This window comes from Oceanobacillus limi, from assembly GCF_900111445.1.
GTDB classification, from domain to species: Bacteria; Bacillota; Bacilli; order Bacillales; family Amphibacillaceae; genus Ornithinibacillus; species Ornithinibacillus limi.
Genome location: NZ_FOHE01000003.1, coordinates 126154 through 151514 on the forward strand (window position 1 = coordinate 126154; position 25361 = coordinate 151514).

Genomic DNA, 25361 nt, shown 5'->3' on the forward strand with positions numbered 1-25361 from the left:
CGTATTAGAACGCAAAACGGGGGGAAGACAATGGAGGAAACTTGGTATCAAGAGAACTTACGTGTTCAATATAAAGATACAGATCAAATGGGGATTGTCCACCACACGAATTATGTCAGTTGGTTTGAAATTGGACGTACCGAATGGATGCGTTATTATGGGCTTTCCTATCATAAAATGGAAGAACAAGGGCTACTTCTTCCGGTGATGGACGTGAATGTTGAGTATAAGAAACCCGCTCGATTTGATGACTGTGTTGCTATATTTACAAATGTAGCAACCTACTCACCAGTCCGCTTGGAGTTTGTATATGAAGCACGAAAAATTAGTGAACAAGCATACCAATCGGGAAGTGGAATTGTTTTAGAAAACATAGAACACATCGGTGAACTATTAGCCAAAGGAAGCACCAAACACATGTGGGTCAACCAAAAATGGAAGCCCACAAGAATCGACAAAACATCCCCAAAAGTATATCAAACCTTAAAACAAAGATGAAGGAAGCAGTGGGACGGTTCTCACGCTTCCTTTATACAAACTCCCTTTAAAATAAGTGAATTTTCTTGATTTTACGTTCGTCATAAAGTATCATGAATTTGGAAGTAATTAATTTGGGCTTCTAGCTTCCCTTATCTTATTTCTACATTTTATTGGGTTACACACCCAAGCACCCTCAACGTACCATCTTATGTTTAGTATACTCACTTCTACTGAACATTTTCCACCCGATTATATGAACGTGCAAGAACTAAAAACATTCCTCCCTTTAATATTGTAGTTTCCAAAATATCCAATTAATTAACGTCTACCGTTATTTCCTTTCCCGATTAAAGATCCCAAACATACAGACTCACTAAATTGGAAGACCGAAGAGCGAACGGAATAGTAGATTTTTTGTTATGAAAGTGGGAGCTACCTACTTGATAAAGATGTTCAATTAACCAATAGGAATCGTGTTAGTTTAAAGTACGTGTTTGTGCGTGCAATTGTCTTTAGCAGTTATTCATTCACAACTCTAATGGAGAGGAAATGCTTTATAAAAGGGAGTTGTTTTTAGAATCGTACTAAAGGAGTGAATGAAACGTGCCCCGAAAAGCCAGGGAGAAAAGTAAAAGTGGAACATATCATATTATGCTACGAGGTGCAAACAGACAAGAAATATATCATGATGATGTAGATTGTATGAAGTTCCTTGAGATCGTTGAAAAATATAAAGCAACAACAGAAATTAAAGTTTATGCTTGGTGTTTAATGAACAACCATGTGCATCTACTTTTGAAAGAAGGAAACGAGGAAATTTCGACTACCATGAAACGGATAGGAGTAAGTTACGTTGTGTATTATAACAATAAGTACGCTACTACAGGCCACCTTTTTCAGGATCGATTCCGAAGTGAGAACGTGGAAACCAGTAGGTATTTATTAACGGTAACAAGATACATTCACCAAAATCCCGTTAAAGCAGGGATTGTGAATCAAGTTGATGGATGGAGGTGGAGTAGCTGTCTTGGATACTATGGTAATTATTGTTTTCCTAAAAACTTACTGGACAAGGAGCTGGTATTAGGAATGTTTTCAACAGAACAAGCTTCTGCAGTAGAGAAATTTAAGTTATATAATGAGACAAAAAACGACGATGATTGTCTTGATGAGCATGTCATGAGAAGGAGAAAAACTGACGAAGAGGCAAGAATAGTAATCAAGCAGCTACTAGGTACTACTAAAATTCAACACGTCAAAAGTTTGCCTAAGGAGAAGCGAACGGAAGTCTTCCAAAAAATAAAAGAGCTTGACGGAGTTTCACAACGTCAAGCCGCGAGAATTCTAGGAGTATCCGTGAATCTTATATTTAAAGCATAGCTTCGGGTACTACTTTTTGGAAGCAGCAGAACCGTCCCACCGCTTCCCACCGTTTTTAATTCAAAATATTGTTTACTTCCTCTAAGGTTGGGAGTGCAGTCATGGCTCCTTTTGTAGAAGCAGCCAGTGCTCCGGAAATAGAAGCGAATTTCACCATATCTACTGCCTTGTCTAAACGTATATCTTGAAAGTTGCCACTATATTCATGGATCGAATAGAGTATTCCAGAAACAAAGGCATCTCCCGCACCAGTGGTATCAACAGCTTTAACCGATCTAGCTGGTACATGTGTTGCCCCATCTGCTGTATGAACATACGCACCCTCTGCCCCCATCGTTACTAGAATGAGAGGAATTTGATAGGGGAGAAGTGCTTTGATCCCCTCCGAAAGGTCAGCAGTACCAGTTATGAATTCCAATTCTTCCTCGGAAACTTTTAGAATATCTGCTTGACCTAACATCGAGATAATCGCTTCCCGTGCATGGCTTTCGCTTTCCCATAACATTAATCGTAAATTCGGATCATAGGAAATTAGCATTCCATTTTTCTTGGCCTCTGATACCGCGTGTTCTGTTGCTTCCTTAGCAGGAGAGTTAATAAGTGAAATGGATCCAAAATGCAAAATTTTATGTTGCTGCAATAAATCGATGTCAATGTCTTTGGTTTCTAGCATTTGATCGGCACTTGGATTTATATAAAAGTCGAAGCTTCTTTCGCCATCTTCTTTGTTGTTGACAAAAACAAGCCCCGTACGCGTGTCTGTTGAAAAATGTAGTTGGGAAGTGTCTACTCCATAATCTTGTAACGTCTCTTGCAAAAATTTTCCTAATACATCATGTCCCACTTTTCCTAGAAATGATGATTTCAACCCTAGTCTAGCGACGCCAACGGCCACATTTGCTGGTGCACCTCCTGGGCTTTTGATATATCTAGAATTTGATTTATCTGTTGGGATAAAATCAATTAAGGCTTCTCCCAGTGTTAGAATTCCTTGTTTCATATTGATACCTCCTATAGTACTTGAACTTTTTCATTATCATTATTTCTATTACTTTCCCACTAAAATGTCAAATCTTATGGTAAAGTAAAAGTATCATCGGAATAGGTAAGGGGGGCAAAATAATGCTTACCATAAAAGAAATTGCAGAAATGGCAAACGTCTCTAGGTCAACTGTTTCTAGAGCATTAAATAACTCTGGCTATGTTAGTGAGGATGCCAGAGAAAGAATTGAAAAAGTAATTAAAGAAACTGGATATGCACCTAGTCAGCATGCGAAATCACTCCGAACCAAGAAAACAAAGGTCATAGGGGTTATATTACCGACAATACAAACCGAAACCTCAGGTAAAATTGTTGCAGGGATTGATCGTGTACTATCTGCTAATGGATACCAGATACTTTTGGCTAATACCAATTTAAATTCGGAAAAAGAAATGGAATACATTGATTTGTTAAAGGCTCGTCAAGTTGATGGGATTATTTTAATTGCAACAAATACCGAAAAGCAGCTTGTTGAAAAAATAAAAGAGGTTTCCATCCCTTTCCTTGTTATTGGACAAGAAATAGAGGGTGTGGTTAGTGTTGTATACGATGACTATCATGCCTCACGGGAACTTGTCTCGCTTTTAATCAAGGAGGGGCATGAAAAGATTGCGTTTATCGGTGTCGACGAGGAGGATCGAGCAGTAGGTTATGAACGAAAACGGGGATATATAGATGAAATGCAAGCAAATAAGCTGACGATCGAAGGAGCATGGATGCAAAAAGCTGTCTTTGATATTGATTCTGGGAATAAAGCGATGGAACAGATTATCAATCGCTCGAAAGAAAAACCTACGGCACTATTTGCAGTGACAGATCGTTTAGCAATAGGGGCACTGAGTTACCTAAAAAAAATCGATATAGATGTACCGAATGATTTCGCAATTGTTAGTATTGGGGCATCCGAGATCTCACAATATGTTGATCCACCATTAACTACGGTCGACTATCAAAATGAGGAAGCAGGTAGTGAAGCAGGAAAGCAGATATTAGAAATGATCGCTTCTAATGAAATTGACCCTAAAAAAATCACAATTGATTATAGACTTATAAAAAGAAATAGTGTATGATAAAAAATAGATGGAATCGGTTCCATTTATTTTTTATCATATGTGTGGAATCGATACCACACCAATGTTGTGGTGAGAACTAATTTTATTGAATTTATTTTTACTTATTATGGAATCGATTTCATACAAAAGATATTTAAAGGAGTGAATTGTCAAATGGCTGAAAATAAACGAATTGCTCAAGAAATCATTGATGCAGTAGGAGGCAATGAAAATATTGATTCAGTTGCACATTGTGCAACAAGACTACGATTAATGGTTCATGATAAAGAGAAGATTGACCAAGAAAAAGTCGAAGAGATTGAGAAGGTTAAAGGAGCCTTTTTTAATTCAGGACAATATCAAGTTATCCTTGGAACGGGAACAGTTAATCGCATTTATGAAGAAGTAGAGAAGTTAGGGGTCAACAGTACGACCAAGGGGGAACAGGCGAAAGAAGCAAAACAACAGAAAAATGGCTTCCAACGTGCTATTCGTACATTTGGTGATGTGTTTGTCCCGATCATTCCAGTTCTCGTTGCTACCGGTCTATTTATGGGGCTTCGCGGATTAGTTATGCAGGAAGAAATATTAGCTTTATTTGGAATGACTCCTGATGATATATCGGAAAATTTCCTTTTATTCACGGAAATATTAACAGATACAGCATTTATTTTCTTACCTGCTCTTGTAGCCTGGTCAACCTTTAGGGTTTTTGGCGGTTCTCCAATTATTGGGTTAGTACTCGGATTGATGTTAGTTAGCCCTGCCTTACCAAATGCATGGGACGTTGCAACAGCAGCAGAGCCACTATATTTCTTCGGTTTTATTCCTGTGGTTGGTTACCAAGGTGCTGTTCTACCCGCATTTATTGCAGGTATAGTTGGAGCGAAATTGGAGCGAGCAATTCGTAAGCGAGTACCAGAATCATTAGACTTAATCTTAACGCCATTTTTAACGCTGTTAATTATGATTGTTGCAGCAATGTTTGTTATTGGTCCAGTTTTCCACACAGTAGAAGAGTATATTCTACAGGGGACACTGTTTGTTTTGGATTTACCATTAGGTCTTGCAGGAATATTACTAGGTGGATTAAACCAAATTATCGTAATTACTGGTGTACACCATATTTTCAATATGCTTGAGATTCAGCTGTTAGAAAACTTAGGAAGCAATCCGTATAATGCCATCGTAACTGCTGCAGTTGCAGCACAAGGGGGAGCTGCATTGGCAGTTGGATTGAAGACAAAATCGAAAAAGCTTAAAGCGTTAGCACTTCCATCTTCTTTCTCTGCATTCTTAGGTATTACAGAACCAGCTATATTTGGGGTTACCCTTCGCTATGTCAAACCATTTGTTATGGGGTTAATTGGCGGGGCTGCTGGGGGATTCCTAGCTTCTATGTTAGGAATCCAAGGAACAGGAATGTCGATAACAGTTATTCCAGGTACCCTTCTTTATTTAAATGGACAAATTATACAATATATCCTTGTTAATATTACGGCTATCGCAGTAGCTTTTGCGTTAACGTGGTTGTTTGGATATTCTGACAAAATGTTGAAGGAAACAAAATCTGCTTAATAAGTGAAGACAGGCAAAATATTGCCTGTCTTTGTAATAAAAAGGAGTGCATCGAAGAATATGGCATCACATGCAGCTAATTTAATGCAAAAGGCTTATGAAAGAATGATTCAATCTAAAAAGACAGTTTTCGAGGACCCAAATCGCCTCCATTATCACTTAATGCCTCCCGTTGGATTATTAAACGATCCAAACGGTCTAATCTTTTTCGAAGGGAAATACCATGTTTTCTTTCAGTGGAATCCATTTAAGACAGAACATGGTGCGAAATTTTGGGGACATTATGTTTCGGAAGACTTTATACACTGGGAGTTAGCTCCTATCGCTTTGGCTCCGGATGCTTGGTTTGACAAAGATGGCTGTTACTCTGGAAGTGCAATCGTGAATGACGGAAAATTGTACTTGTTCTATACAGGGAATGTGAAGGGCGTGAACGGTAACCGAGAATCCTATCAATGTCTGGCTGTTTCTGAAGATGGCATTACGTTTGAAAAAAAGGGACCGGTTATTGAAGTGGAAGAAGGATATACTGCTCATTTTAGAGATCCAAAGGTTTTTGAACAAGGGGACGCTTGGTACATGGTAATCGGAGCTCAGACTAATGACGAGAAGGGCTGTGTTGTATTATACAGTTCTAATAATCTACTAGATTGGTCTTTTGAAGGGAAGATTGCTGGAAATGGTATGAATGGATTAGACGATTTCGGTTTTATGTGGGAATGCCCGGATTTGTTTTCGTTGGCAAATAAGGATGTTTTAGTCGTGTCTCCACAAGGATTAGAATCCGAGGGAATCTTATACAATAATATCTACCAATCAGGTTACTTTGTTGGCAATATGGACTTTCAAACGAAACGATTTAACCATGGAGCGTTTACGGAAATCGACCGTGGCTTTGACTTCTATGCACCTCAAACATTTGAAGTAAATGGGAGAAGAATTTTGATTGGATGGATGGGAAATGCGACCGAAGATAACATTCCCCAACCAACAGAGAAATATGACTGGGTTCATGCGCTCACGTTACCGAGAGAATTGGAATTGAAGGATAACAAACTATATCAACAACCTATTCGGGAATTGGAGAATCTTAGAGAAAATGAAGTGCATTACAACCAGGTTGAGCTCAATCATAATTCAGCAGTTGAGCTAGAGGATGTGCGTGGAAGTGTATTTGAATTAGAGGTTTCTATTTCCGAGTTGTCAGATGGACTTCTTACAATAGAGATTGGTGATGCAGGTAGATTCGTTTATGATGCCAAACATGCGCTTTTTTCATTTGAAAGAATAGGACTCCATGGTAAAAAGGAAATTCGCACCTGTGCAATAGCTGACTTAGAAACTATTCGTCTATTTAAAGACACGTCATCAATGGAGTGTTTTCTCAATCATGGAGAAGAAGTGTTCTCTTCCCGAGTATTCGCACCAGAGGAACAACAAGTTCGGTTCCATGCTGAAGGAACAGCAATAGTTCACGTGAAAAAATGGAACCTCAAGCAATTTTGTTAGGAAGCAGTGGTAGGAAGCAGTGGGACGGTTCTGCTGCTTCCTTTACTGCTGCTTCCTTTAAACTTTAGGATCAATAGCCTGCACGATTCTTTCGCAAATTTCATGGGTGATTCGTGAATCTTCTATAGATGGGTTGGGTGTTTGGTTATTTTTTACACAATCGATAAAGTGGTCGATTATTTGGTAGAATCCTCGTTTATATAGTGTTGGGTCCCAATCTCCGAATTTTGTTATGCTGATTTCTTTGCCATGGTAGTGAGTAGTTTCGACAAGGTTATTTACTACAAATTTGTCTTGGGCGGTGTTATATTCAATAATTTCTTCTGTCACTCCGCCATTTCGGTTCATGATTCCAATAGCAGTGCAACTCTCTCCGATTAGTTGGATGATAACATGATGTAGAATGTCACCATCACGGTGGTGCTCCACTTTTACTTCTTTGACCTCTGTATCCATTAAAAATCGGAGTGTATCTACCACGTGGATAAAATCTTCCACTACAAATCTTCTAATTTTATCAGGCATGGCAAATCTATTCTTTTGCATGAGAATAAGGGTGGCTTTTCCATGATGTTTTAATTCATTTACCCTTGGGATAAACCTTCTATTAAATCCCACCATTGCCAATGTTCCAGATTCTTTTGCACGATTAACAATCCGTTCTGTTTCTAGGTAATTTAGAGATATTGGTTTATCTATGTAGGTGGGAATACCTTGTTGGATCAATTGATCTGCTATTTCCACATGTGCTTCCGTAGCAGTACTGACGATTGCCGCATCAATGTTTTGCGTTTGTAATTCATTTATTGATTGAACGGTTTCCTTAATCCGATATTTTTTTGCTAAGCTTTCCAATACGTTGGGATTTCTTGTGCAAAGAACTAACTCGATTCCTTCCTTTTCAGATAAAACAGGTAAATATGCTTTTTTTGCAATATCCCCCAACCCAATGATTGCGATTTTCATTTGCAATGACCCCTTCTTTTAGGATTTGATCTATCATGAGTATACCATTATGAAGTGATGGACACATGAGGAGTGCCTGGCACCTTTATTATCGATTCAAATTTCTTCATTTGATAACGATATTATCTATCAAGGGGAAAAGGACATACCCATTGCTAATGGTTTCCATTGTTTACAACAAGAGACATGAAACACCAAATGATCAAGGAATCTATCGAAAGTTTTGATGGCTTTGATTACACAGACGATGGTGGGGGAGCCTTCTGGGGATGGTATGAGAAACCACTTTCTGACTTTATTCCCATGGAAGATCAGCATCTAGAAATTATAACGTGGTTTCATGAGAAGATGGATGAACTGGTCCAATTTCAGGAAATGTTTGATGGGATTGGGTGGGAATAGGGAGCGTAAATTAATAAAGATATCGGCGTTGTTATTGCACTTCTTCACTATACCGCATCGCTAACAAAATAAGGAGGTTGTCCTAAAAGTTAAAGGTTAACCTCCTTCTATATATTCTTAGTAATCTTAATAAAACCGCTTAAATCCTTCAAAGTGCTCCTTCCAATACGCGTTATTTAAATTTGAAATAACGACACCGTTTGAGCTCGCATGAATAAACTCGTTATTTCCGATATAAATACCTACGTGGGAGATACCAGCTTTATAAGTCCCTTCAAAAAAGACAAGGTCGCCAAGCTTTGGTGTATCGATGTAGTAGGAACGGTTATAATACCCCTCACTAGAATGGCGCATAATGTCCATCCCTGCTTGTTTATAAGCATAATAAATAAATCCACTACAATCGAATCCACTTGGAGTAGTTCCTCCCCAAGCATAGCCTGCACCTAATTGGTTGTTGGCTGTATTAATAAGCTTATCTACATCATAATCCAAAGCTTTTGCTGGCTTTTCGTCCTTGGAGTTAGAGTTATTCGGGCTAGGTTCCCCTCCGATATTGAGCTTTTGACCGATATAGATCATATCCGATTTTAAGTTGTTCCAGCTTTTAATTTGATTAACTTTAACTTGATGTTGGGAAGCAATTCTGGAAAGTGTATCTCCTGATTTAACTGTATATACAGTTGTAGAGCTTACTTTTTCTGTCGTTTTGTTGGAAGACTTGTTCTCTGTTGAGTTATTCGTCTTTTGTTCTGTATTTGTTGATTTACGAATGACTAACTTGTTCCCTGGATAAATTAGTGTGGAATCCATGTTATTCCATTTCATCAAATCTGATAGGGATATCTTATACTTTGATGCAATGCCACTTAAAGTGTCTCCTGATTTAACGGTATATGTAGATGTTTCCGACTTTGTGGTTTCCGTCTTAATTTTGGCATCATTAGTAGTCTTCTTCGTTGTTTCGGATTTTGTCTCTGTTTCTAAGGTTTGATTTGGAAAGATGATATCACTAGATAAGTTGTTCATCGATTTAAGCTGTGAAACTGTCATGTTATGTTTTTGAGCGATCACCCACAGTGAATCTCCGCTTTTAACTTTGTAGGTTGCCGCTTCTGCTTCTTCGGCACCAAGAAGTGCTGAGGCGATAAACGCAGTCGCTGTAACGGACATAAAAAGCTTTTTATTAGCCAATTGGTAAACCCTCCCTTATTTTTGCAGATAGAAAAGAATAACTTTCCTATCCTGCATAAGTGCAACTGAGGCAGTCACTAAAGGTTAGCAAATGCCAAGTTTTCTAAGAAACTAGTATTTATATTATAATATACCATTTATGTCGAGAATAGTAGAATAATAGAAAATAATAGTTGAAAATTAGCAATTTTATACCTATATATAACTGATGGTAAGACCCCTGCTGATTAAAGAATCACTTACTCGGTGATGTACATCTCCCTTTACTAAGTGCAGAATTGAGGGGGGCAATGGGTCTTTGCCCAGTTATTTTAAACTTCTTAGGTAAAAACAAATAAGGTAGTACACTATTAAAGATGAGAACTAATACTTGATAACAAGTGTCAACCACTGTAAAAATTAAAAGGGAACTTGTTAAATTCAAGCTCCCAAAAATAATTCAAGTAAAGTTTAAGTGTTAAAACCCATTCCGAAAATCAAACAGATTATTAGTTAATTCTTTGACCTATACGTATAACCCTTGAGATTCGGAATTAATATAACTCAATTACCCTGTTTGTAAAACAAGCCTCCTCCATAAAGGGGTCCCCTTTAATTACTTACTCCTCTTCAACCGGATTCACAGCATCATACAACAACTCTTCAAGCTCTTTACAATAAACGTCTTTTTGTTCTTCTGACCAATTAAATTCAGTAGCCATATAGTCAGTAACTGCTTCTTTATGTTCGTGTACCCAGTTAATATTGAAAAATAATGCACCAGTACGGCGGATAAAGAAGTCAACAGGTTTATAAGCCATTTCATGATCAATGGCGTATCGAAGCATAGCAAACGTAACCGGATCAATCTGTTCAGCGGTTGCCTTTTCGCGATTAGTTGAATAGATATCAAAAACAACTTCGACATTGGAACCATATCTTCTAACTAATGATTCTGTGGTGCTAGTATCTAAGCCAAGCTTTTGACCCTCCACAAGCTTTTGATTCTTAAAAACATCAAATCCTTTAGAACCGCCAACATCTCCACCTGAGATTGGAAGGTGCTCTGTTTGGGTTGACGGATAATGTTTATCCTCCTCTTCATTTAATTGTTTAGCTACAAGGTCTATAATACCTTCAGCCATTTTTCGATAACCCGTAAGCTTTCCACCAGCGATAGATATTAATCCAGATTCAGAGATGAAAATCTCGTCTTTACGGGAAATTTCAGAAGGAGACTTTCCGTCTTCATGTATTAAAGGACGTAAGCCAGACCAGCTTGATTCCACATCAGTTGCCGTAATATTCACGTTTGGAAACATGAAATTAATAGCCTTAATCACATAATCTCGGTCTGAAACAGTCATTTGCGGGTGAGTGATATCTCCTTTGTAAACGGTATCTGTAGTACCGACATATGTTTTTCCTTCACGTGGAATGGCGAATACCATCCGTTTATCTGGTGTATCAAAATATATAGCTTGTTTTAATGGGAAACGTTCTCCGTCAAACACAAGGTGAATTCCTTTCGTTAGCTGTAGGGATTTTCCTTTTCTAGATCCGTCTTTTTCTCGCAACGTATCTACCCATGGTCCTGCTGCATTCACAATCTTTTTCGCGTAAATTTCTGTAACAGTATCATCTGTTAAATCGAGTACCTTCACGCCAACTACTTTTCCATTTTTATATAAAAGGTCGGTAACCTTCATATAGTTTAGTGCAAATGCCCCTTTTTCCACTGCTTTTTTTATTACTTCAAGCGTTAGGCGGGCGTCATCAGTTTTATATTCTACATAATAACCTGCGCCTTTCATGCCTTCATTCTTTAATAAAGGTTCCCGTTCCATGGCAACGTCTGATGAAAACATTCTTCTGCGCTCATTCTTTTTCACACCAGCAAGAAAGTCGTAAACCTTTAACCCAATATTTGTTGTGAATGGTCCAAACGTTCCGCCTTTATAAAAAGGTAACATCATCCACTCGGGTGTTGTTACGTGCGGCCCATTTTCGTAGACGATTGCCCGTTCTTTACCGACTTCAGATACAACCTTAAATTCAAATTGTTTTAAGTAACGGAGACCACCGTGAACGAGTTTAGTCGATCTACTTGAGGTACCTGCAGCAAAGTCTTGCATTTCCACCGTAGCTACTTTCATGCCTCGTGTAACAGCATCTAATGCAATTCCAGCACCTGTAATTCCTCCACCGATTACAACAAGATCTAGCGCTTCCTCTTGCATCCTTTGTTTCATGTTATTCCTTTCTAAATTTGAAAATTGCATAAATCATCGTTCCCTTCTTATTTTGTCTCTCACTAGTTGTAACGATGTTTTTCTATTCATCTCTTAATCTCCATTAGAAAAACAAAAAGAGACCACTATTACTCTATTGCCTACATGTAGACATAGAGTGATATGGTCTCTCGAAATTCTCCATCCAATATATTAACTTATTACTAGTATAGCATGATTGTAGCGCTATGGAAAGCCTTATGTAATGTGAAATACAAGGACTCTCTTACTTAAATGCTCTGGTTGCAGTAACTGCTTTTTTCCAGCCAGTATATAAATCTTCACGCTTTGTTTCAGTTAACTGTTGTTTAAATGTACGTTCATTTTTCCATTGCTTGGCGATCTCATCTTTATTTTTCCAGTATCCTACAGCTAAGCCAGCAAGGTAAGCGGCACCTAGGGCAGTGGTTTCATTTACGACTGGACGCTCCACTGGAACTCCTAATAGATCACTTTGGAATTGCATTAAAAAGTTATTTTTAACAACTCCACCGTCAACACGTAATGACTTTAATTCAATTTCAGAGTCCGACACCATTGCATCTAATACGTCCCTTGTTTGATAAGCAAGGGATTCAAGGGTGGCACGAATGAAATGTTCTTTCGTTGTTCCACGAGTTAAACCAAATATTGCTCCTCTGGCATCACTGTCCCAATATGGTGTTCCCAGTCCTACAAATGCTGGTACCAAATAAACCCCATCTGTTGATTCTACTTTGGTTGCGTAATCTTCACTTTCAGACGCATCCGTTATCATCCGTAATCCATCTCGTAACCATTGAATTGCGGAACCAGCGACAAATATACTTCCTTCTAACGCATACTCAACTTTACCATCAACACCCCAAGCTAATGTAGTAAGGAGACCATGTTTGGATTTGACGCCTTCTTCACCCGTATTCATGAGCATGAAACAACCTGTTCCATAGGTGTTTTTAGCCATTCCTTTATCAAAGCAAGCTTGACCAAATAAAGCTGCCTGTTGGTCTCCGGCTATTCCTGAAATAGGTACTTCAAATCCAAAGAAGTGATAATCAATTGTCGTAGTATAAACTTCACTTGATGGACGTACCTCTGGAAGCATATTTTTAGGTACGGTTAAAACGTCAAGCAATTCATTATCCCATTTTAAATCATAAATATTATACATTAACGTACGAGATGCATTTGAGTAATCGGTCACATGTGCTTTTCCTCCAGATAGCTTATATACTAACCAGGTATCAATGGTACCGAAAAGCAGTTCACCATTCTCGGCTTTTTCTCTTGCACCTTCAACATTATCTAAAATCCATTTTACTTTTGTACCTGAGAAATATGGATCTAGTAGTAACCCTGTTTTTTCGTGAAATAAATTACTGTAGCCCTGGTCCCTTAATTCACCGCAAATATCTTCAGTTTGTCGTGACTGCCAAACGATTGCTTTGTAGATAGGCTTTCCTGTGTTTTTATCCCATACAACAGCCGTTTCCCGTTGATTGGTGATGCCAATACTAGCGATATCACCTGCAGAAATATCTGCTTTACGGATCACATCCGCAATACATGAAAGAATTGATGTCCATATTTCGTTTGCATCGTGCTCTACCCATCCTGGTTTTGGGAAAAATTGCTCAAACTCATGTTGGGAAGTAGCAACGATACTACCTTGTTTGTTAAATAATATAGCACGTGAACTTGTTGTACCTTGGTCAAGAGATAAAATAAATTTCTCCATGATATTCTCTCCTAAATAGTGATTTTGGCAATGATGTATTTTTACACCTAAAAAAGAGCTTAAGGACTAATCCTTCGCTCTTTTTAGGAACTTAATAAATTTACCACGTTTAGCTTCGATAGAGTACAGCCTAGTGTCGATGATTCCAGATGGAAAGGAAAGCTTCCGTTAGAAACATCCCATACAAAAAAGTGATTTCCCATTTCAGGGACGTGGCAATTTATTGTCCAGCGCCCCTTACTTGAATCCTATTTTAGGGGCACTAGTTGTACTTGGCTAATCCTTCGCTTGCACTTTGGTTTTTAAAATACAGTATAAAGCGCAGTGTTTGCTAATGTGATCATCGTCATTAATATTGTATTTAAGAAGGCCGCAACATAAACATTTCCTGTCTTACGGTATAGGAATGTATTGAAGATAGCAGCTATTGTTAATACGGGAACTAAACCAATAACGATAATAGATGAAAGAGATTCAGCAGGATATCCTGCTACTCCTGTTGTAAATAATAATCCGTAATGGTAAGCCAAGTAAAGGATTAAACCTCCTACAAAATGTAGAATGGAAGCAATATATCCTTTAAATCCGTTAAATTTCTCTCCGGTAGTATTCATGTTGACAGAAATTCCAATGACAAAGTAGTAAATAAAGAATAGTGGAGCATATTTTAGTAATGCAATCACATGTTGTCCTTCGAATGTTTTTACTGCAAATGTCCAAAGTCGGAAGTCCGTTTTAAATACAGCATCAACGATATACAGCATACCGTATCCAATAACAACTGCAACGATAGCCGTGACTAGTGATGCAAGAATAGCCTTCACATTAGCCTTTACTCCATAATTAGCAATTGTTGCTCCTTCTGGTTTTCTAGAAATGTAGTGGGTGCTAACTAGTAACATCAACATAACAATAGCTACATTGATCGCCCAATAGACAGTTGGATTTGCTGTTGGTGCTCCAAAGAATTCAGTTTCCGTAATGAATTTGTCTTGTCCATTCAAATACCAATATTGAATCGCACTTAAAACAAGCATGATAATAGACCATGATTTCATATTTTTGTTAGCATTCTTCACAAATGAATAAATCATGACAATAGCAAACGTAATAATTAATATGAGGTTAATTTGTCCTATTAATCTCATTCCATAGGTATCACCACTATACCAAGCAGTAAAGAATAATGCTGGGAATAATCCACCGAAAATCAATAGAATATAGCTTGCTACTTTAGCGCCTGGTGTTTTGGGGCCAGGTAGTGCCTCTGGTTTTTTCGTATAAATATATTTAAAGAATGGTAATTTCGCTAGTAACAAGATCATTGGAATAAAGAGTAGGAAAAATCCTATAAGAGCAATAAAGGATGAATATTCTTTAAATACCCATGATTGTCCATCTTTACCAATAGTTACGAGGTTATCATAGTCTGCAAATGTCATATCATAGAAGTCGATAGCATAGCCTGTTGATGTTTTAGAAAAATGGTTCCATGGATGGGTTTCATTTGGCTGATAAATTACTCTTTTCCCATCATCAACTTGGTAAACTTCCCCGGCTTGAGGGTTTTCTGGATTTCCTAAAAATCCTTGTCCTTCTTCCGTGTTAACGTAGTCTTTTTTCACAACTGGTTCTGAAGCCATCTCTGCTTCTCGGTCAAAGAAAAACTCATCGTATTGTCCAGCAACTTTTCCTGATGTCCTTGGACCATATGAATTATTAATATCTTCGTCGGTATAACCTAGCAATGTTAACCACCAATAATCCGAACCAAATGTTAGGGAGCTAGCAATTTTACGATAACCATTTTCTTGGAAATCGTTCTCATCTAGCATAACTGCATGTGTAGAAGAGAATCCGCCCATCGAATGACCTGAAACTGCAATCATACCATTGCTATTTTCATCTTTTAAGACATAATCTTGATCATACATATATTGCACTGCGTCATAGATAGCGTGTGGCCAAAATGACATAAACGGAGACTCTTTTTCCATTGTCCCTGTAGAGTGTCCGTGATCATATTGGTCTAATGCTAGGACGACATAGCCTCTTTTAGACATTTCAATTGCTTGTGCATCTTGCATTTCAGCAGAATTCAGATAACCATGTGTTGCTACAATGGTTGGTCTTGGTTCTTCATTAGATCCATTTGGTTTATATAATAAACCAGAGAGTTCACCTCTTGGTGTATCAAAGTAAATTCGGTCTACTTCAACATCTCCACTGGAACTATTAAACTGAGATGCTAAAAAACTCCCTACAAAAATCAATACTAAAGAAATAACAATCCATAAGATAGGATTCTTTACGTTTTTCATGATTTTCCTCCTATTCAATTTGTACGTTTTTCTAGATTAATATAAAAAGTAAAATAGTATTGTCTATTATTCCAATAATAGATATTCGTGAGAACATTATGTTTCCTATATAATACATGATCCCTCCTCTTGTTTTATAGGAACTGTAATTAAGGTGTAAAGAGAATAAAAAAAGACACACTATTATTTCCTTGAATTTAATATTCAAAGATTATAGTGTGTCTCCGAGTTCTCGTCACAAACTATTAACTTAAATATAAGTATATTATGATTTGAAAACGTTGTCAACGTTTGTCGTTTTCAGTTACCACAATTCTTTGTTGGAGGTTGTTATCGCAGTCGCACCACTATTTAATGTGTTTTTTACATCCTCTTTTGTACGGATTAATCCACCAGCAATTACTGGTATTCCAGTTTCTTCGTTAATTTCTTTCAATATGCTCGGAATGATGCCCGGTAGAACCTCTATATAATCTGGTTGGATATTTTTGCAAACTTTCAAATTGTGATTAATTGCATGACTATCCAGTGCAAACAAACGTTGTATTCCTACAATATTATGCTTTTTCGCGGTTGTGATTACGTTTCCTCTAGTTGAGATAATTCCATCCACTTTGATATCGTTGATTAGATATTCTAATCCGTACTCGTCCACTTTCAACCCTTGGATTAAATCAACGTGCATAAATACTTTTTTATTTTTTTGTTTTGTATATTGTACCAGGCTCTTGACTTGGGATAATCTTGTCTCTAAAAAAATGATATTTTCATGATCACTGGTAAGGGCAGCTTCGAAATCCTTCATACTTCGAATAGCAGGCAATACACCCTCTAATTTTGTCATTTATATCACCTCCAATAGAATTTAATGATAGGTATCTCGAAGAATCCTATTAAAATATTAATTATACATTTCTTTATTAGATAGACAAGAATTTGAATTTGAGGCGCGAAAGAATAAGTGCGAAGGAGAACTAAGTAGGTGCCTGGCACCCATCCTAATTTGTCGAATATATTTTTGGGGTATAACATGCGTATGGTACTGGACTGGTGCTGGAGTTGAAATCTAAATTAACCGATAGGTAGTCTGGCGGGCCAAGAGCTACGAGGAAACGAGTCCGAAAGTATACTGGTATTAAGAGATATGATTGATGGTACTTTTATAACCAGGTAATACAAGGAGATACACTAAAGAGTGTGCTAGCTAAACTAATGCTATAGTTGCTAAAATACCAAAGTAGTAGCAGTAGAATATTTTCTAACTAATAGGTTGTGTATCGATTTTTTACTAGCTAGGATTTATAGATTATTGTTCGATAAATCCTAGCATATTTTATAGGTGAATGTTCTTATTCCTACATGTGTATATCCTATTCACTTAATTATTCAATATCCCTTCTCATAATCAACTACATTAATACCTAACTCCCCATCCTGAATATAACGTTTGAGATTAGGAATAAATATATCTTTAATTACTCGATCCGTATAATATTCGGTTGCTCCTGCCGTGTGGGGAGTGACAATTACATTTTCCATATTCCAAAGTGGACTATCTTCTGGTAATGGTTCAGTAGCAAACACATCAAGCCCTGCACCAGCTATTTCATTGTTTTGTAACGCTTGTATTAAGTCATCCTCCACAACAATTTGTCCCCGTCCTATGTTAATGAGGATGGCACTATCCTTCATTTGTTTAAACTGTTCAGCGGCAAATAGATTTGTCGTCTCTTCCGTCAGAGGCAGTGTAATCACAACAATATCACATTGTGGCAGTATCTCTTCCAATTGATCTGGTGTATACATTTGATCCACATATTTCGTCAGTACTCCAGAACGACGGACGCCTAGCACATTCATTCCAAATGCTTTGGCTATTTTTGCTGTCTCCTGTCCAATTGCACCAACCCCAATGATACCTATGGTCTTCTCATGAATCTCATGCTTTAGGTTCGCATTATCCCATGTTTTGTTTAGTTGTTGACGGACATAGGTATGAATCTTACGGGTTAACCCTAACATTAATGCAAATATAGTCTCTGAGATTGGATATGCGTGTACCCCGTTGGCACTTGTAATGGAAACGTTTCTTTTTTGTAATGCTTCCAATGGGAGACTATTAACGCCAGCACTCCAGGTTTGGATCCATTTTAAGTTTGTATTTTTCTCCAGGATAATAGGTTCAATGGTTTTGTTCCAACGAGCGACAATTTCAGCTTTTTTTAGCTCATCTGATATTACTTCAGGATCTTTTTCTGCTACAACATCCCACCCAGGAGCTATTTTCTTAATTTCATTTAGATAGGTTTCACTTAGATCGAGATTAACTACGATTGTTCGTTTTGACATAGGTTCCTTCCTTTCGCTAATAGTGCCTTATTATTGATAAGTTAAGTATAGCATGCATTACATTAATAAGAGGAGGGGAAGGCAGCCTCGCAAAAAAAAAGCCCCTTATCATTCATAGGAAACGACAGGGACGATTCTTATCGCAGTACTACCTAATTAGAATAATAATATCTTTATCTGTCTGGTTGTAATTAGGGATTTTTATTAATAACTTACTTCTAACTGACTTTGAATGTTCATTGTCCAATCGCTTGGGATATCGGAAAATAAGAGATGACGAGGTGGAAGACTTACTTTCTCTTTCATTGCTTCTAGTACGTCACACGAAACGTCAATATTTTCATCGATCCAGACGTATTGCATATCGGAATGGATGATATTTTTGTACCCAGCATCTTTTAATAATTTTCGGAGGTGATGGATGGAAACTCGTAATGAATTTTGTGCACTTACTTTATTGGAATTTGGCCATAATGCTTCGCAAACAACCTCTTTTGTAGATTTACCAAAGAAGGCGACATATGCTATTAATTCCCTTGCTTTTCTTTGGTTCCACTTTCCTTCTACTTTAACTCCATTTATTTGCATTTGAAAAACCGTTAGAAAATCAATACGAATAAGCATTGATTTTTCAATTTTTTCGTAAAGCATATCTAAATATGGTAGATCTAAGTTTTTAGCTGTATTCCTTTTTTTTACATCGTGTTCTTGAATAAACTCTAGAATGTGGGCTGCTGTATGTTCTGGCTGATCGACATGAACCATATTCGAAGCATTCCTAAGGATCTTAGCTCTACCATTAGGTAAATACTTCATACTTATATTGGTTAATTCAGGAGGATAATTTACATCCATTTCTCCATTTAGTAATAATGTTGGTATAAAGATTTTCTTTAATTTTTCTAGATCTAGTGCATTTGCTTGTAATAAAAAGATATCCATGTATAAATCCAGGCGGGCTTTTTCAAATGAATTCTTAATATGCTCGTGCTTTTCTGGATCTTTTGTTTCCATTATTTGTGGAATCATCCAAGCACCTAGCTCTCTTCCGGTCATTCCCTTAATCTTCTCCGTACGGTATTTAATGCCTTTTTCAGCAACACTAGCTGGATAGTAAAAAGGGGTAGATAGGATGGTGTACGATAATGGCTTAACCATCTCACTACTAATTAGCTCTATACCTAGCTGTGCGCCAATTCCGTGGCCAACTAGATGATAATTTGTTATTTCTTCCTTTTCTAAAAGGGATATAAAGTCTATGAAAAGTGCCTTCCAATTTCGTTCATCATCTGAATAAAAAGTCCCGGAAGAAAGCCCATGCCATCTTAAATCATAGGTGAATAAACGATAGGAATCTTCTAAGTAGGGTATTAAATAATGCCATTCTGTATGATCCAATCCAACACCATGAAGAAAGACAATTGTGTTTGCGTGCTCACTTGAAGGTGAGCAACCTTTTATATCGTAATGAATAGTTGCATCTGTTAAATCTATTTTTTTCATAGTTCCTCCATCTATGTAATGACTTTGTAATAGGGACTATGTTACTATTTTAGTTATCTTAAGAAATGATTGCAATAAAATGGTAGAAATAGGTAGTAATATTAATTTTCTCAATCTTCAATTTATGGAGGGGTAAAATATGGAGACGAATACAGTAATCCTAAAAGACAAGCTAGTAAAAACAGGAAGTTCACCTGTTTTTGATGAAAGCTATAATGAAATCGGTTCGATTCATTATAAATTTCTGTCTGTAAAAGGGAAAGTAGAGATAAAGGATACATCTGAAAACCTAGTATCTAAGGGTGGAGCGAAATTGGTTTCCTTGCTCCCAAAATGGCAAATAACGTCTGGTAGTGGAGACGAAATTGGAACAATTAAGAGAAAACCTTCTTTGTTTAGAAAAAAGTATAGCTATAGAAATAGTCAAGGAAACACTTATAATATAAAGGGAAGTATAACCGATCGTACCTTCGATGTAGTTAATGATAGGGGAGTGCGTGTTATACAAGTTTTTTCTATTTCTAGTATTATTTCCTTACGCCCACATACATTTGCTGTCGAAATTAACGGAAAAGAGTTTTCAACGTGGGAAGCCATTAATTTAGTACAAGGAATTCGTTCATTAGTGAAAAGGGAGCAGAAGTCTAAACAAAACCAGCATGATGTTTAAAGTCTATGGAATACCGAAGTAATTTGTTACTAGTAGATTAACACTTTTCGTACACTAATTATCTATCAATAAGTGGAATCGTGATATAATAGTCCTATTATCGAATGAAAGGAGGCCTTCTTCATGGAAATGACGTCCTTGATTATTTGCGTTCTAGTTGGTGGAATTATCGGTACTTTTTTATTAGAGTTAAAAGGAAAGCATTTTGGGAAAAGAATAGAGTATAAGTCAATCTTCCCTAATACAAAGGACGACTGGACAAATAATGTCCTACAGACCATGGTTGTATCTCGTGGTACTGCACCAATATACAGTGATTCACAGCTTTCATCTGGTACCTATGTGGATGATAATTTTCATCATCAGTCTGGACATGATCCCCATGATCCATATACGAACCCTGGTCTTGATATCGTTGTTGACGAAAGCTATCACGGAATTGATCATGGTTCCGGGATACATGATGCGGGTGCTAGTGATCCACATAATTATTAAAGTAAGGGGAGAACGAGATGCTATTAGCATTAGTCATCGGATGGGTAAACAATTGGTTGGATATTGTCGATAAGGGCGAACCAGTATTATTAGTGATTTACATACTTAGTGTGCTATTATTCGTAAATTATTACCGTGTAAAACAATTTACTTCCATTGATAATGGGAAGGCTGGCTGGTTGTCTGCGTTTGTTGTTGGTTTAGGTCATGTTTACTCGCAAAAGAAAACACTTGGATACATTTTGGTCATTTTGCATTTCGTTGTATATTTTTCTGCGATCAATATGGAAGATAGGACCTTGATATACGTGTGGATCGGTTTAACTGTTCTATCTGTTATGCATGCCAATATGACGGCTAGTAAAATGAATGACAAGCTAGCAAAGCAATCGCTACAGAAACTCGCCGTAATGAAATATCGTAACCTAAAGGCATCTATTAAGCCTGGGACAGTAATTGCTCCAGATACGAATATATTGATGCATGAACAATTAACACTAGTTGCAGCTTTTCGAGATAGTGATTTAAAGCTATATATTAGTAAGCAGGTAATGAAGGAACTTGATGGTTTGAAAAATAATGATTCACCGGGAACGAGAAAATCTGCCCAATTAGGGTTCGATATCCTGGAGATGTATCAAGAAGCAGGACGTGTGGTTTTCATGGAAATACCACATCACAATTATTTAAAACAGCGCCACTTAACAGGTGGTCCAGATGAAAAGATCATTGCTTCTTGTTTAGAATTATTAGAGAAAAATGTACCTATCGTTTTTGTTTCCAATGACAAAGGTGCACGCATTTTGGCACGTAACAGTAAAATGCCGACATTATCGATATAAGGAAGCGTGGGGACGGTTCTTTTGCTTCCTCGTTTAGTAGAATTAATCGACAGGTGCCAGGCACCTGTCGATTTTTGCAAAGTATATTTTTCAGGGTGTGGGTTTATCATACCAGGCTCTAATAAAATGGTACGGATTGACGGTTCTTATTAAGAAAGATGTTTCAACTGACTTATAAGGTACACGGTAGATCTGGGTTCGTTCGAAACAATTAAGAATATATAATAGATCCCCAGTAGAAATAATATTTCTATAGGGTTGTTTAAGCAAGATGAGTGTATCACATACGCTGAAATGAAATGTAAGTGTTCGACAATTTTTATAGTATATCAAGTTAAACAGCGCCTGGAGAACCTTGTTACATCTAGTATTCATTAAATTTCATCATACAAAAACAGGATATCAAATGCTGATATCCTGTTTCCCTCTAAAAATTAAAATGGAAATCCGATAAGACTACTTTGAATCTGGTCTATTAAATTCCCAACTATACTATCTCCTATTATCAATAAGATAATCCCAATAGCGATATTTGTAATAATAATTCCATAGACGACGTCGATTCCTTTATCGTCCCGTGCAAAGGTTTTTATCGAAAAGATAGTCGCAATACTCGATATAGATACCAACCCTAATGCTACAAAAAGAAGTATCGCACTAAACACATTAATAGACAATATTAAAAACAATAGGCTAACCAATAGAAGTGAAGTTGGTAATACCATTAATGAACCAAAGATCGTTAGAATTCTAATGTAAGATAGTTCTGCATTTAAGAGTTTAGATACTCCAAACTTAATACCTACTAATATTGCAAAGAAAATTAAAATAAACACTAGTGGTTTTAAGACTGTTTCAAAAAAAGGAACTTCTATAAAGTCGGGGCTGATTTTCTTTGCTATCGTAAATGTATATAAAGGCAATAGAAGTGAGAAAAGCACGAGTGTAATTATACCATTTATGTTGTCTGATTCTGAAACCTTTTGGCTTGCAGTGAATGGTCGTTTTAACGCCTGTGGAATAAATTGTATATAATTCCTTCCAATTTCTTTTCCTTGCTCTACGTATTGATTTTGCTTATTATTTTTTGTTTGTTGCTCACTATGTGCTGGATTTTTAGCTTCGTTTTGTGAGGCGGCAGCATGTTCTTGATTAATTTTCCCTCCGCAATTTATACAAAACTTTGAATCCTGATCTACTTGTGCTCCACATTGTGTACAATGCATGTAAATCTCTCCTTTTTTATATTGAATATAATGCTGAATCTATTAAAATATTATTATAATTTCCAACTCAAATTACTCTTCTGTAGCTGATAATTCTTGTACATTATCAGCATTAAATCCCCAAAATAAGTTATTATAATTATTAATTAACCAACTACTACTTTCGTTGTCATAAATGAATTCGTACTCTCTGTCGTAATGGTTTTCAGTTGTTGCTACATCATCTTCTTCCACGTCAACAATCGTCGAATTAAAATATAGACTTGCATCTACATACGCCATATATGTGTCCTCTTTTAAAGATAGGTCAAAACTGTCTAAATCGATAATACTTTTATCGTAGCTGCCAACCCATTTCTTCTCATTACTTTTTATATCAGAAATGTCTTCTGTATATACTTCCAATAACGGATCAGTTACATTTGAAAAGAGAGAATTATCGAGATCGTTATATGCATCTGACCAATCTTGAGCGTGTGTATGTATAGCATCCATGACATCTGATTTTATCGTTTCTAAAACAGAATCGGCGACAAAATAAACAGAATTGTCTTCTATGGTGATTTTTTCTGTTTCAACCTCTCCCCAAGGAAATTGAAGGGTAGCGTATGATGTAATAGAACCATCTAATGATACAGGACCAAACTGGTTGTCGTCTGATTCATTAAATTGAATTTCCGTGTCATTTACATAGTAGGTAACATTTGATGCAATATCTTCAAAATTAGAAGAAAGCTTTACGTTTTCTCCGTACAAAGGCAGTTCAGCGTATGAATTCTGATTAGAAGGATTCATAAGTTCCAAATCATAACTATTTTCTAGCATGGCGAATTCATCGGAGTATTCTGATTTTAGTTCATACACCCCAGGTAATACCGGACCATATTCTAGCTCATAAGAATCTGAATCTGCTGTTGCAATTTCTTCTCCATTAAGAAGTATTTTTGCATCCTCCATATTTGTTGCAACATTAAAATAGAATGGAACAATGTTGATTTGGTATCGATCAAAGAGAAATGCTGTCTTGCCTTCTTTTTCTAAAAAGAAAACACTGTCGTCGAAATTATTAGTTTCCCCATTCTCGTATGAATCAGCTTGTTTTTTTAGTGAATCCATAACGAAATTATAGTATGACGGATTGTCATTTAGATAGTCTAATAGATGATCGATATCGTCCGTAGCTATCTCTAATCTTGAATCTTTTGAATGAAGCATAGTAGAGAGTTTGTCATTATCCTCATCAAGAATCGCTTCACCGAAATTTTCAATGATTCGATTCTTATCGGTCAAGGTTGAACCGATTTGGTAGCCAATTAAAAGTAATATTATAGCGATGGAAGTACTTATGGCGACAACCTTTTGTTTTTTTGTCCATTTCTTTTTAGGGACATGATTCGGGTTGGCGGTACTAGTAGAACTAGAGTTTGTTCTTGGATTATCGAGATTAGTTTCTATGCTTGTACCACACTCTGAACAAAAACTAGCACCCTTCTTTAATGGATGTCCACACTCCTTGCAATACTTCAATAAGATTTCCCTCCTTCCTCTTAAATAATAATCTCTACTAGTATAGTACAAAGCATTTAATAATTCACCCAGTTTTTACAAAAAAACTCAAATATTGGCAAAAAATTAATCGACAGGTTCCCCGATAGGTGCCAGGCACCTGTCGATTTCTGTTTGTTGGGTGATTTATTTTGTATATCGGTTGGCATAGCTGCTGGCGACAAATGCGTCTGGTTTAATTTTGGGCTCCAACCCTAAGGACTCCATTCGTGCAACCATTTCATTAACAAAGACACGTGTTTTATTTCTTCTTCCTGATCCGATGTCGATATGGCCCTCCACTGTGAAGGATGCACCTTTATAAATATGTGGTAAAACAATATCGATTAGCTCCTTCTTTCGGTCTTCTGTAAACATCGATACGACTTCTTCTGTCAATGTCGTTTCATAGGAAATCCGTTCATGGAGGTTCATCATTTTCCTTGGCACCTTCACTTTTCGAATACAGGCCCAAGCACCTTTTCTTTCACGTTGGATTACAATTCCTGTAATGAATAGCGTGTAGTCTGTATGAACCTGTGAATCGGTTCCAAAGATCAATCGGTAATTCCCCGTCACATCCTGTTTCATATAATTAACAATTCGATTATAGACTTGGTCAAACGTCATATTTTTTTGACTAAGGTTTTGGAATGAATCCGTCAACCTATCGAAGTCTGTCATGTGTGACATTTCCCTCCTAATAATGGAGCAGATTTGAAGTGATCGTCCTATTATTATTTATAACAAATATGGGATAAAATAATTCCTTTTAATACTTTATTTATATGTAAAATTACATTGGAACGGGACAGGATAT

At 36.9% G+C, this 25361-nt stretch carries 21 protein-coding genes; 9 read left to right on the forward strand and 12 right to left on the reverse strand.

Annotated features, from left to right (window positions below):
• The first annotated feature begins 30 nt into the window (after positions 1–30).
• Both BMX40_RS04795 and BMX40_RS04800 read left to right on the forward strand, forming a co-directional pair.
• On the forward strand, positions 31–498 hold the full coding sequence (locus BMX40_RS04795; RefSeq protein WP_090867391.1) for an acyl-CoA thioesterase: 468 nt from the start codon (positions 31–33) through the stop codon (positions 496–498).
• A gap of 585 nt (positions 499–1083) precedes the next feature.
• A complete protein-coding gene (locus tag BMX40_RS04800; protein WP_090867393.1) occupies positions 1084–1860 on the forward strand; it encodes a transposase in 777 nt (258 codons plus the stop codon).
• Between the two features lie 55 nt (positions 1861–1915).
• Here the strand turns inward: BMX40_RS04800 and BMX40_RS04805 are convergent, their stop codons facing one another.
• Positions 1916–2860: an aminoimidazole riboside kinase gene (locus BMX40_RS04805; protein ID WP_170840667.1), complete on the reverse strand. Its 945-nt coding sequence runs from the start codon at positions 2858–2860 to the stop codon at positions 1916–1918.
• Between the two features lie 122 nt (positions 2861–2982).
• On the opposite strand from BMX40_RS04805, the gene BMX40_RS04810 reads away from it, so the two are divergent.
• The 3 genes from BMX40_RS04810 to BMX40_RS04820 all read left to right on the forward strand — a co-directional run bounded on the left by BMX40_RS04810 (position 2983) and on the right by BMX40_RS04820 (position 7041).
• Complete coding sequence (locus BMX40_RS04810) at positions 2983–3972, forward strand: LacI family DNA-binding transcriptional regulator (RefSeq protein WP_090867396.1); 990 nt, start codon at positions 2983–2985, stop codon at positions 3970–3972.
• Positions 3973–4128: 156 nt separating this feature from the next.
• A complete protein-coding gene (locus BMX40_RS04815; protein ID WP_090867398.1) occupies positions 4129–5532 on the forward strand; it encodes a sucrose-specific PTS transporter subunit IIBC in 1404 nt (467 codons plus the stop codon).
• A 60-nt stretch (positions 5533–5592) separates the two neighbouring features.
• Positions 5593–7041 carry a glycoside hydrolase family 32 protein gene (locus BMX40_RS04820; protein ID WP_090867400.1) on the forward strand — a complete coding sequence of 483 codons (1449 nt, stop codon included), beginning with the start codon at positions 5593–5595 and terminating at the stop codon, positions 7039–7041.
• Between the two features lie 57 nt (positions 7042–7098).
• Here the strand turns inward: BMX40_RS04820 and BMX40_RS04825 are convergent, their stop codons facing one another.
• On the reverse strand, positions 7099–8007 hold the full coding sequence (locus tag BMX40_RS04825) for a Gfo/Idh/MocA family protein (protein WP_090867401.1): 909 nt from the start codon (positions 8005–8007) through the stop codon (positions 7099–7101).
• A 186-nt stretch (positions 8008–8193) separates the two neighbouring features.
• Between BMX40_RS04825 and BMX40_RS04830 the strand changes: the two genes are divergently transcribed.
• Positions 8194–8409 (forward strand): hypothetical protein, encoded by a 216-nt coding sequence (locus BMX40_RS04830; RefSeq protein ID WP_139177911.1) that lies wholly within the window; start codon positions 8194–8196, stop codon positions 8407–8409.
• Positions 8410–8535: 126 nt separating this feature from the next.
• Here BMX40_RS04830 and BMX40_RS04835 read toward each other — a convergent pair whose 3' ends face one another.
• The 7 genes from BMX40_RS04835 to BMX40_RS04865 all read right to left on the reverse strand — a co-directional run bounded on the left by BMX40_RS04835 (position 8536) and on the right by BMX40_RS04865 (position 19763).
• A complete protein-coding gene (locus tag BMX40_RS04835; RefSeq protein ID WP_090867404.1) occupies positions 8536–9603 on the reverse strand; it encodes a C40 family peptidase in 1068 nt (355 codons plus the stop codon).
• A 599-nt stretch (positions 9604–10202) separates the two neighbouring features.
• Complete coding sequence (locus tag BMX40_RS04840) at positions 10203–11864, reverse strand: glycerol-3-phosphate dehydrogenase/oxidase (protein WP_090867406.1); 1662 nt, start codon at positions 11862–11864, stop codon at positions 10203–10205.
• A gap of 235 nt (positions 11865–12099) precedes the next feature.
• Positions 12100–13590: a glycerol kinase GlpK gene (gene glpK / locus BMX40_RS04845; RefSeq protein WP_090867408.1), complete on the reverse strand. Its 1491-nt coding sequence runs from the start codon at positions 13588–13590 to the stop codon at positions 12100–12102.
• A gap of 302 nt (positions 13591–13892) precedes the next feature.
• Positions 13893–15911: an alpha/beta fold hydrolase gene (locus BMX40_RS04850; RefSeq protein ID WP_090867410.1), complete on the reverse strand. Its 2019-nt coding sequence runs from the start codon at positions 15909–15911 to the stop codon at positions 13893–13895.
• A 304-nt stretch (positions 15912–16215) separates the two neighbouring features.
• Positions 16216–16755 (reverse strand): glycerol-3-phosphate responsive antiterminator, encoded by a 540-nt coding sequence (locus BMX40_RS04855; RefSeq protein WP_090867412.1) that lies wholly within the window; start codon positions 16753–16755, stop codon positions 16216–16218.
• A gap of 542 nt (positions 16756–17297) precedes the next feature.
• Positions 17298–18260: a D-2-hydroxyacid dehydrogenase gene (locus tag BMX40_RS04860; protein WP_090867413.1), complete on the reverse strand. Its 963-nt coding sequence runs from the start codon at positions 18258–18260 to the stop codon at positions 17298–17300.
• Between the two features lie 204 nt (positions 18261–18464).
• On the reverse strand, positions 18465–19763 hold the full coding sequence (locus BMX40_RS04865; protein WP_090867415.1) for an alpha/beta hydrolase: 1299 nt from the start codon (positions 19761–19763) through the stop codon (positions 18465–18467).
• 139 nt (positions 19764–19902) lie between these two features.
• On the opposite strand from BMX40_RS04865, the gene BMX40_RS04870 reads away from it, so the two are divergent.
• The 3 genes from BMX40_RS04870 to BMX40_RS04880 all read left to right on the forward strand — a co-directional run bounded on the left by BMX40_RS04870 (position 19903) and on the right by BMX40_RS04880 (position 21770).
• Positions 19903–20433: an LURP-one-related family protein gene (locus BMX40_RS04870; protein WP_090867417.1), complete on the forward strand. Its 531-nt coding sequence runs from the start codon at positions 19903–19905 to the stop codon at positions 20431–20433.
• Between the two features lie 123 nt (positions 20434–20556).
• Positions 20557–20928: a hypothetical protein gene (locus BMX40_RS04875; protein WP_090867418.1), complete on the forward strand. Its 372-nt coding sequence runs from the start codon at positions 20557–20559 to the stop codon at positions 20926–20928.
• Positions 20929–20945: 17 nt separating this feature from the next.
• On the forward strand, positions 20946–21770 hold the full coding sequence (locus tag BMX40_RS04880) for a PIN domain-containing protein (RefSeq protein ID WP_090867420.1): 825 nt from the start codon (positions 20946–20948) through the stop codon (positions 21768–21770).
• Between the two features lie 434 nt (positions 21771–22204).
• Here BMX40_RS04880 and BMX40_RS04885 read toward each other — a convergent pair whose 3' ends face one another.
• The 3 genes from BMX40_RS04885 to BMX40_RS04895 form a co-directional block, all read right to left on the reverse strand.
• Positions 22205–22996, reverse strand: coding sequence for a zinc ribbon domain-containing protein (locus BMX40_RS04885; RefSeq protein ID WP_090867422.1), 792 nt, complete (start codon positions 22994–22996; stop codon positions 22205–22207).
• 72 nt (positions 22997–23068) lie between these two features.
• Positions 23069–24523 carry a zinc ribbon domain-containing protein gene (locus tag BMX40_RS04890; protein ID WP_090867425.1) on the reverse strand — a complete coding sequence of 485 codons (1455 nt, stop codon included), beginning with the start codon at positions 24521–24523 and terminating at the stop codon, positions 23069–23071.
• Between the two features lie 165 nt (positions 24524–24688).
• Complete coding sequence (locus BMX40_RS04895) at positions 24689–25225, reverse strand: ribonuclease H-like YkuK family protein (protein ID WP_090867427.1); 537 nt, start codon at positions 25223–25225, stop codon at positions 24689–24691.
• Positions 25226–25361: the final 136 nt, after the last annotated feature.

Bases quoted from the DNA above. Each gene is read 5' to 3' on its own strand.
- BMX40_RS04795 (WP_090867391.1), top strand. From the start codon at position 31: ATGGAGGAAACTTGGTATCAAGAGAACTTACGTGTTCAATATAAAGAT.
- BMX40_RS04805 (WP_170840667.1), bottom strand. From the start codon at position 2,860: ATGAAACAAGGAATTCTAACACTGGGAGAAGCCTTAATTGATTTTATC.
- BMX40_RS04810 (WP_090867396.1), top strand. From the start codon at position 2,983: ATGCTTACCATAAAAGAAATTGCAGAAATGGCAAACGTCTCTAGGTCA.
- BMX40_RS04815 (WP_090867398.1), top strand. From the start codon at position 4,129: ATGGCTGAAAATAAACGAATTGCTCAAGAAATCATTGATGCAGTAGGA.
- BMX40_RS04820 (WP_090867400.1), top strand. From the start codon at position 5,593: ATGGCATCACATGCAGCTAATTTAATGCAAAAGGCTTATGAAAGAATG.
- BMX40_RS04825 (WP_090867401.1), bottom strand. From the start codon at position 8,007: ATGAAAATCGCAATCATTGGGTTGGGGGATATTGCAAAAAAAGCATAT.
- BMX40_RS04830 (WP_139177911.1), top strand. From the start codon at position 8,194: ATGAAACACCAAATGATCAAGGAATCTATCGAAAGTTTTGATGGCTTT.
- BMX40_RS04840 (WP_090867406.1), bottom strand. From the start codon at position 11,864: ATGCAATTTTCAAATTTAGAAAGGAATAACATGAAACAAAGGATGCAA.
- glpK (WP_090867408.1), bottom strand. From the start codon at position 13,590: ATGGAGAAATTTATTTTATCTCTTGACCAAGGTACAACAAGTTCACGT.
- BMX40_RS04850 (WP_090867410.1), bottom strand. From the start codon at position 15,911: ATGAAAAACGTAAAGAATCCTATCTTATGGATTGTTATTTCTTTAGTA.
- BMX40_RS04855 (WP_090867412.1), bottom strand. From the start codon at position 16,755: ATGACAAAATTAGAGGGTGTATTGCCTGCTATTCGAAGTATGAAGGAT.
- BMX40_RS04860 (WP_090867413.1), bottom strand. From the start codon at position 18,260: ATGTCAAAACGAACAATCGTAGTTAATCTCGATCTAAGTGAAACCTAT.
- BMX40_RS04865 (WP_090867415.1), bottom strand. From the start codon at position 19,763: ATGAAAAAAATAGATTTAACAGATGCAACTATTCATTACGATATAAAA.
- BMX40_RS04870 (WP_090867417.1), top strand. From the start codon at position 19,903: ATGGAGACGAATACAGTAATCCTAAAAGACAAGCTAGTAAAAACAGGA.
- BMX40_RS04875 (WP_090867418.1), top strand. From the start codon at position 20,557: ATGGAAATGACGTCCTTGATTATTTGCGTTCTAGTTGGTGGAATTATC.
- BMX40_RS04880 (WP_090867420.1), top strand. From the start codon at position 20,946: ATGCTATTAGCATTAGTCATCGGATGGGTAAACAATTGGTTGGATATT.
- BMX40_RS04885 (WP_090867422.1), bottom strand. From the start codon at position 22,996: ATGCATTGTACACAATGTGGAGCACAAGTAGATCAGGATTCAAAGTTT.
- BMX40_RS04895 (WP_090867427.1), bottom strand. From the start codon at position 25,225: ATGACAGACTTCGATAGGTTGACGGATTCATTCCAAAACCTTAGTCAA.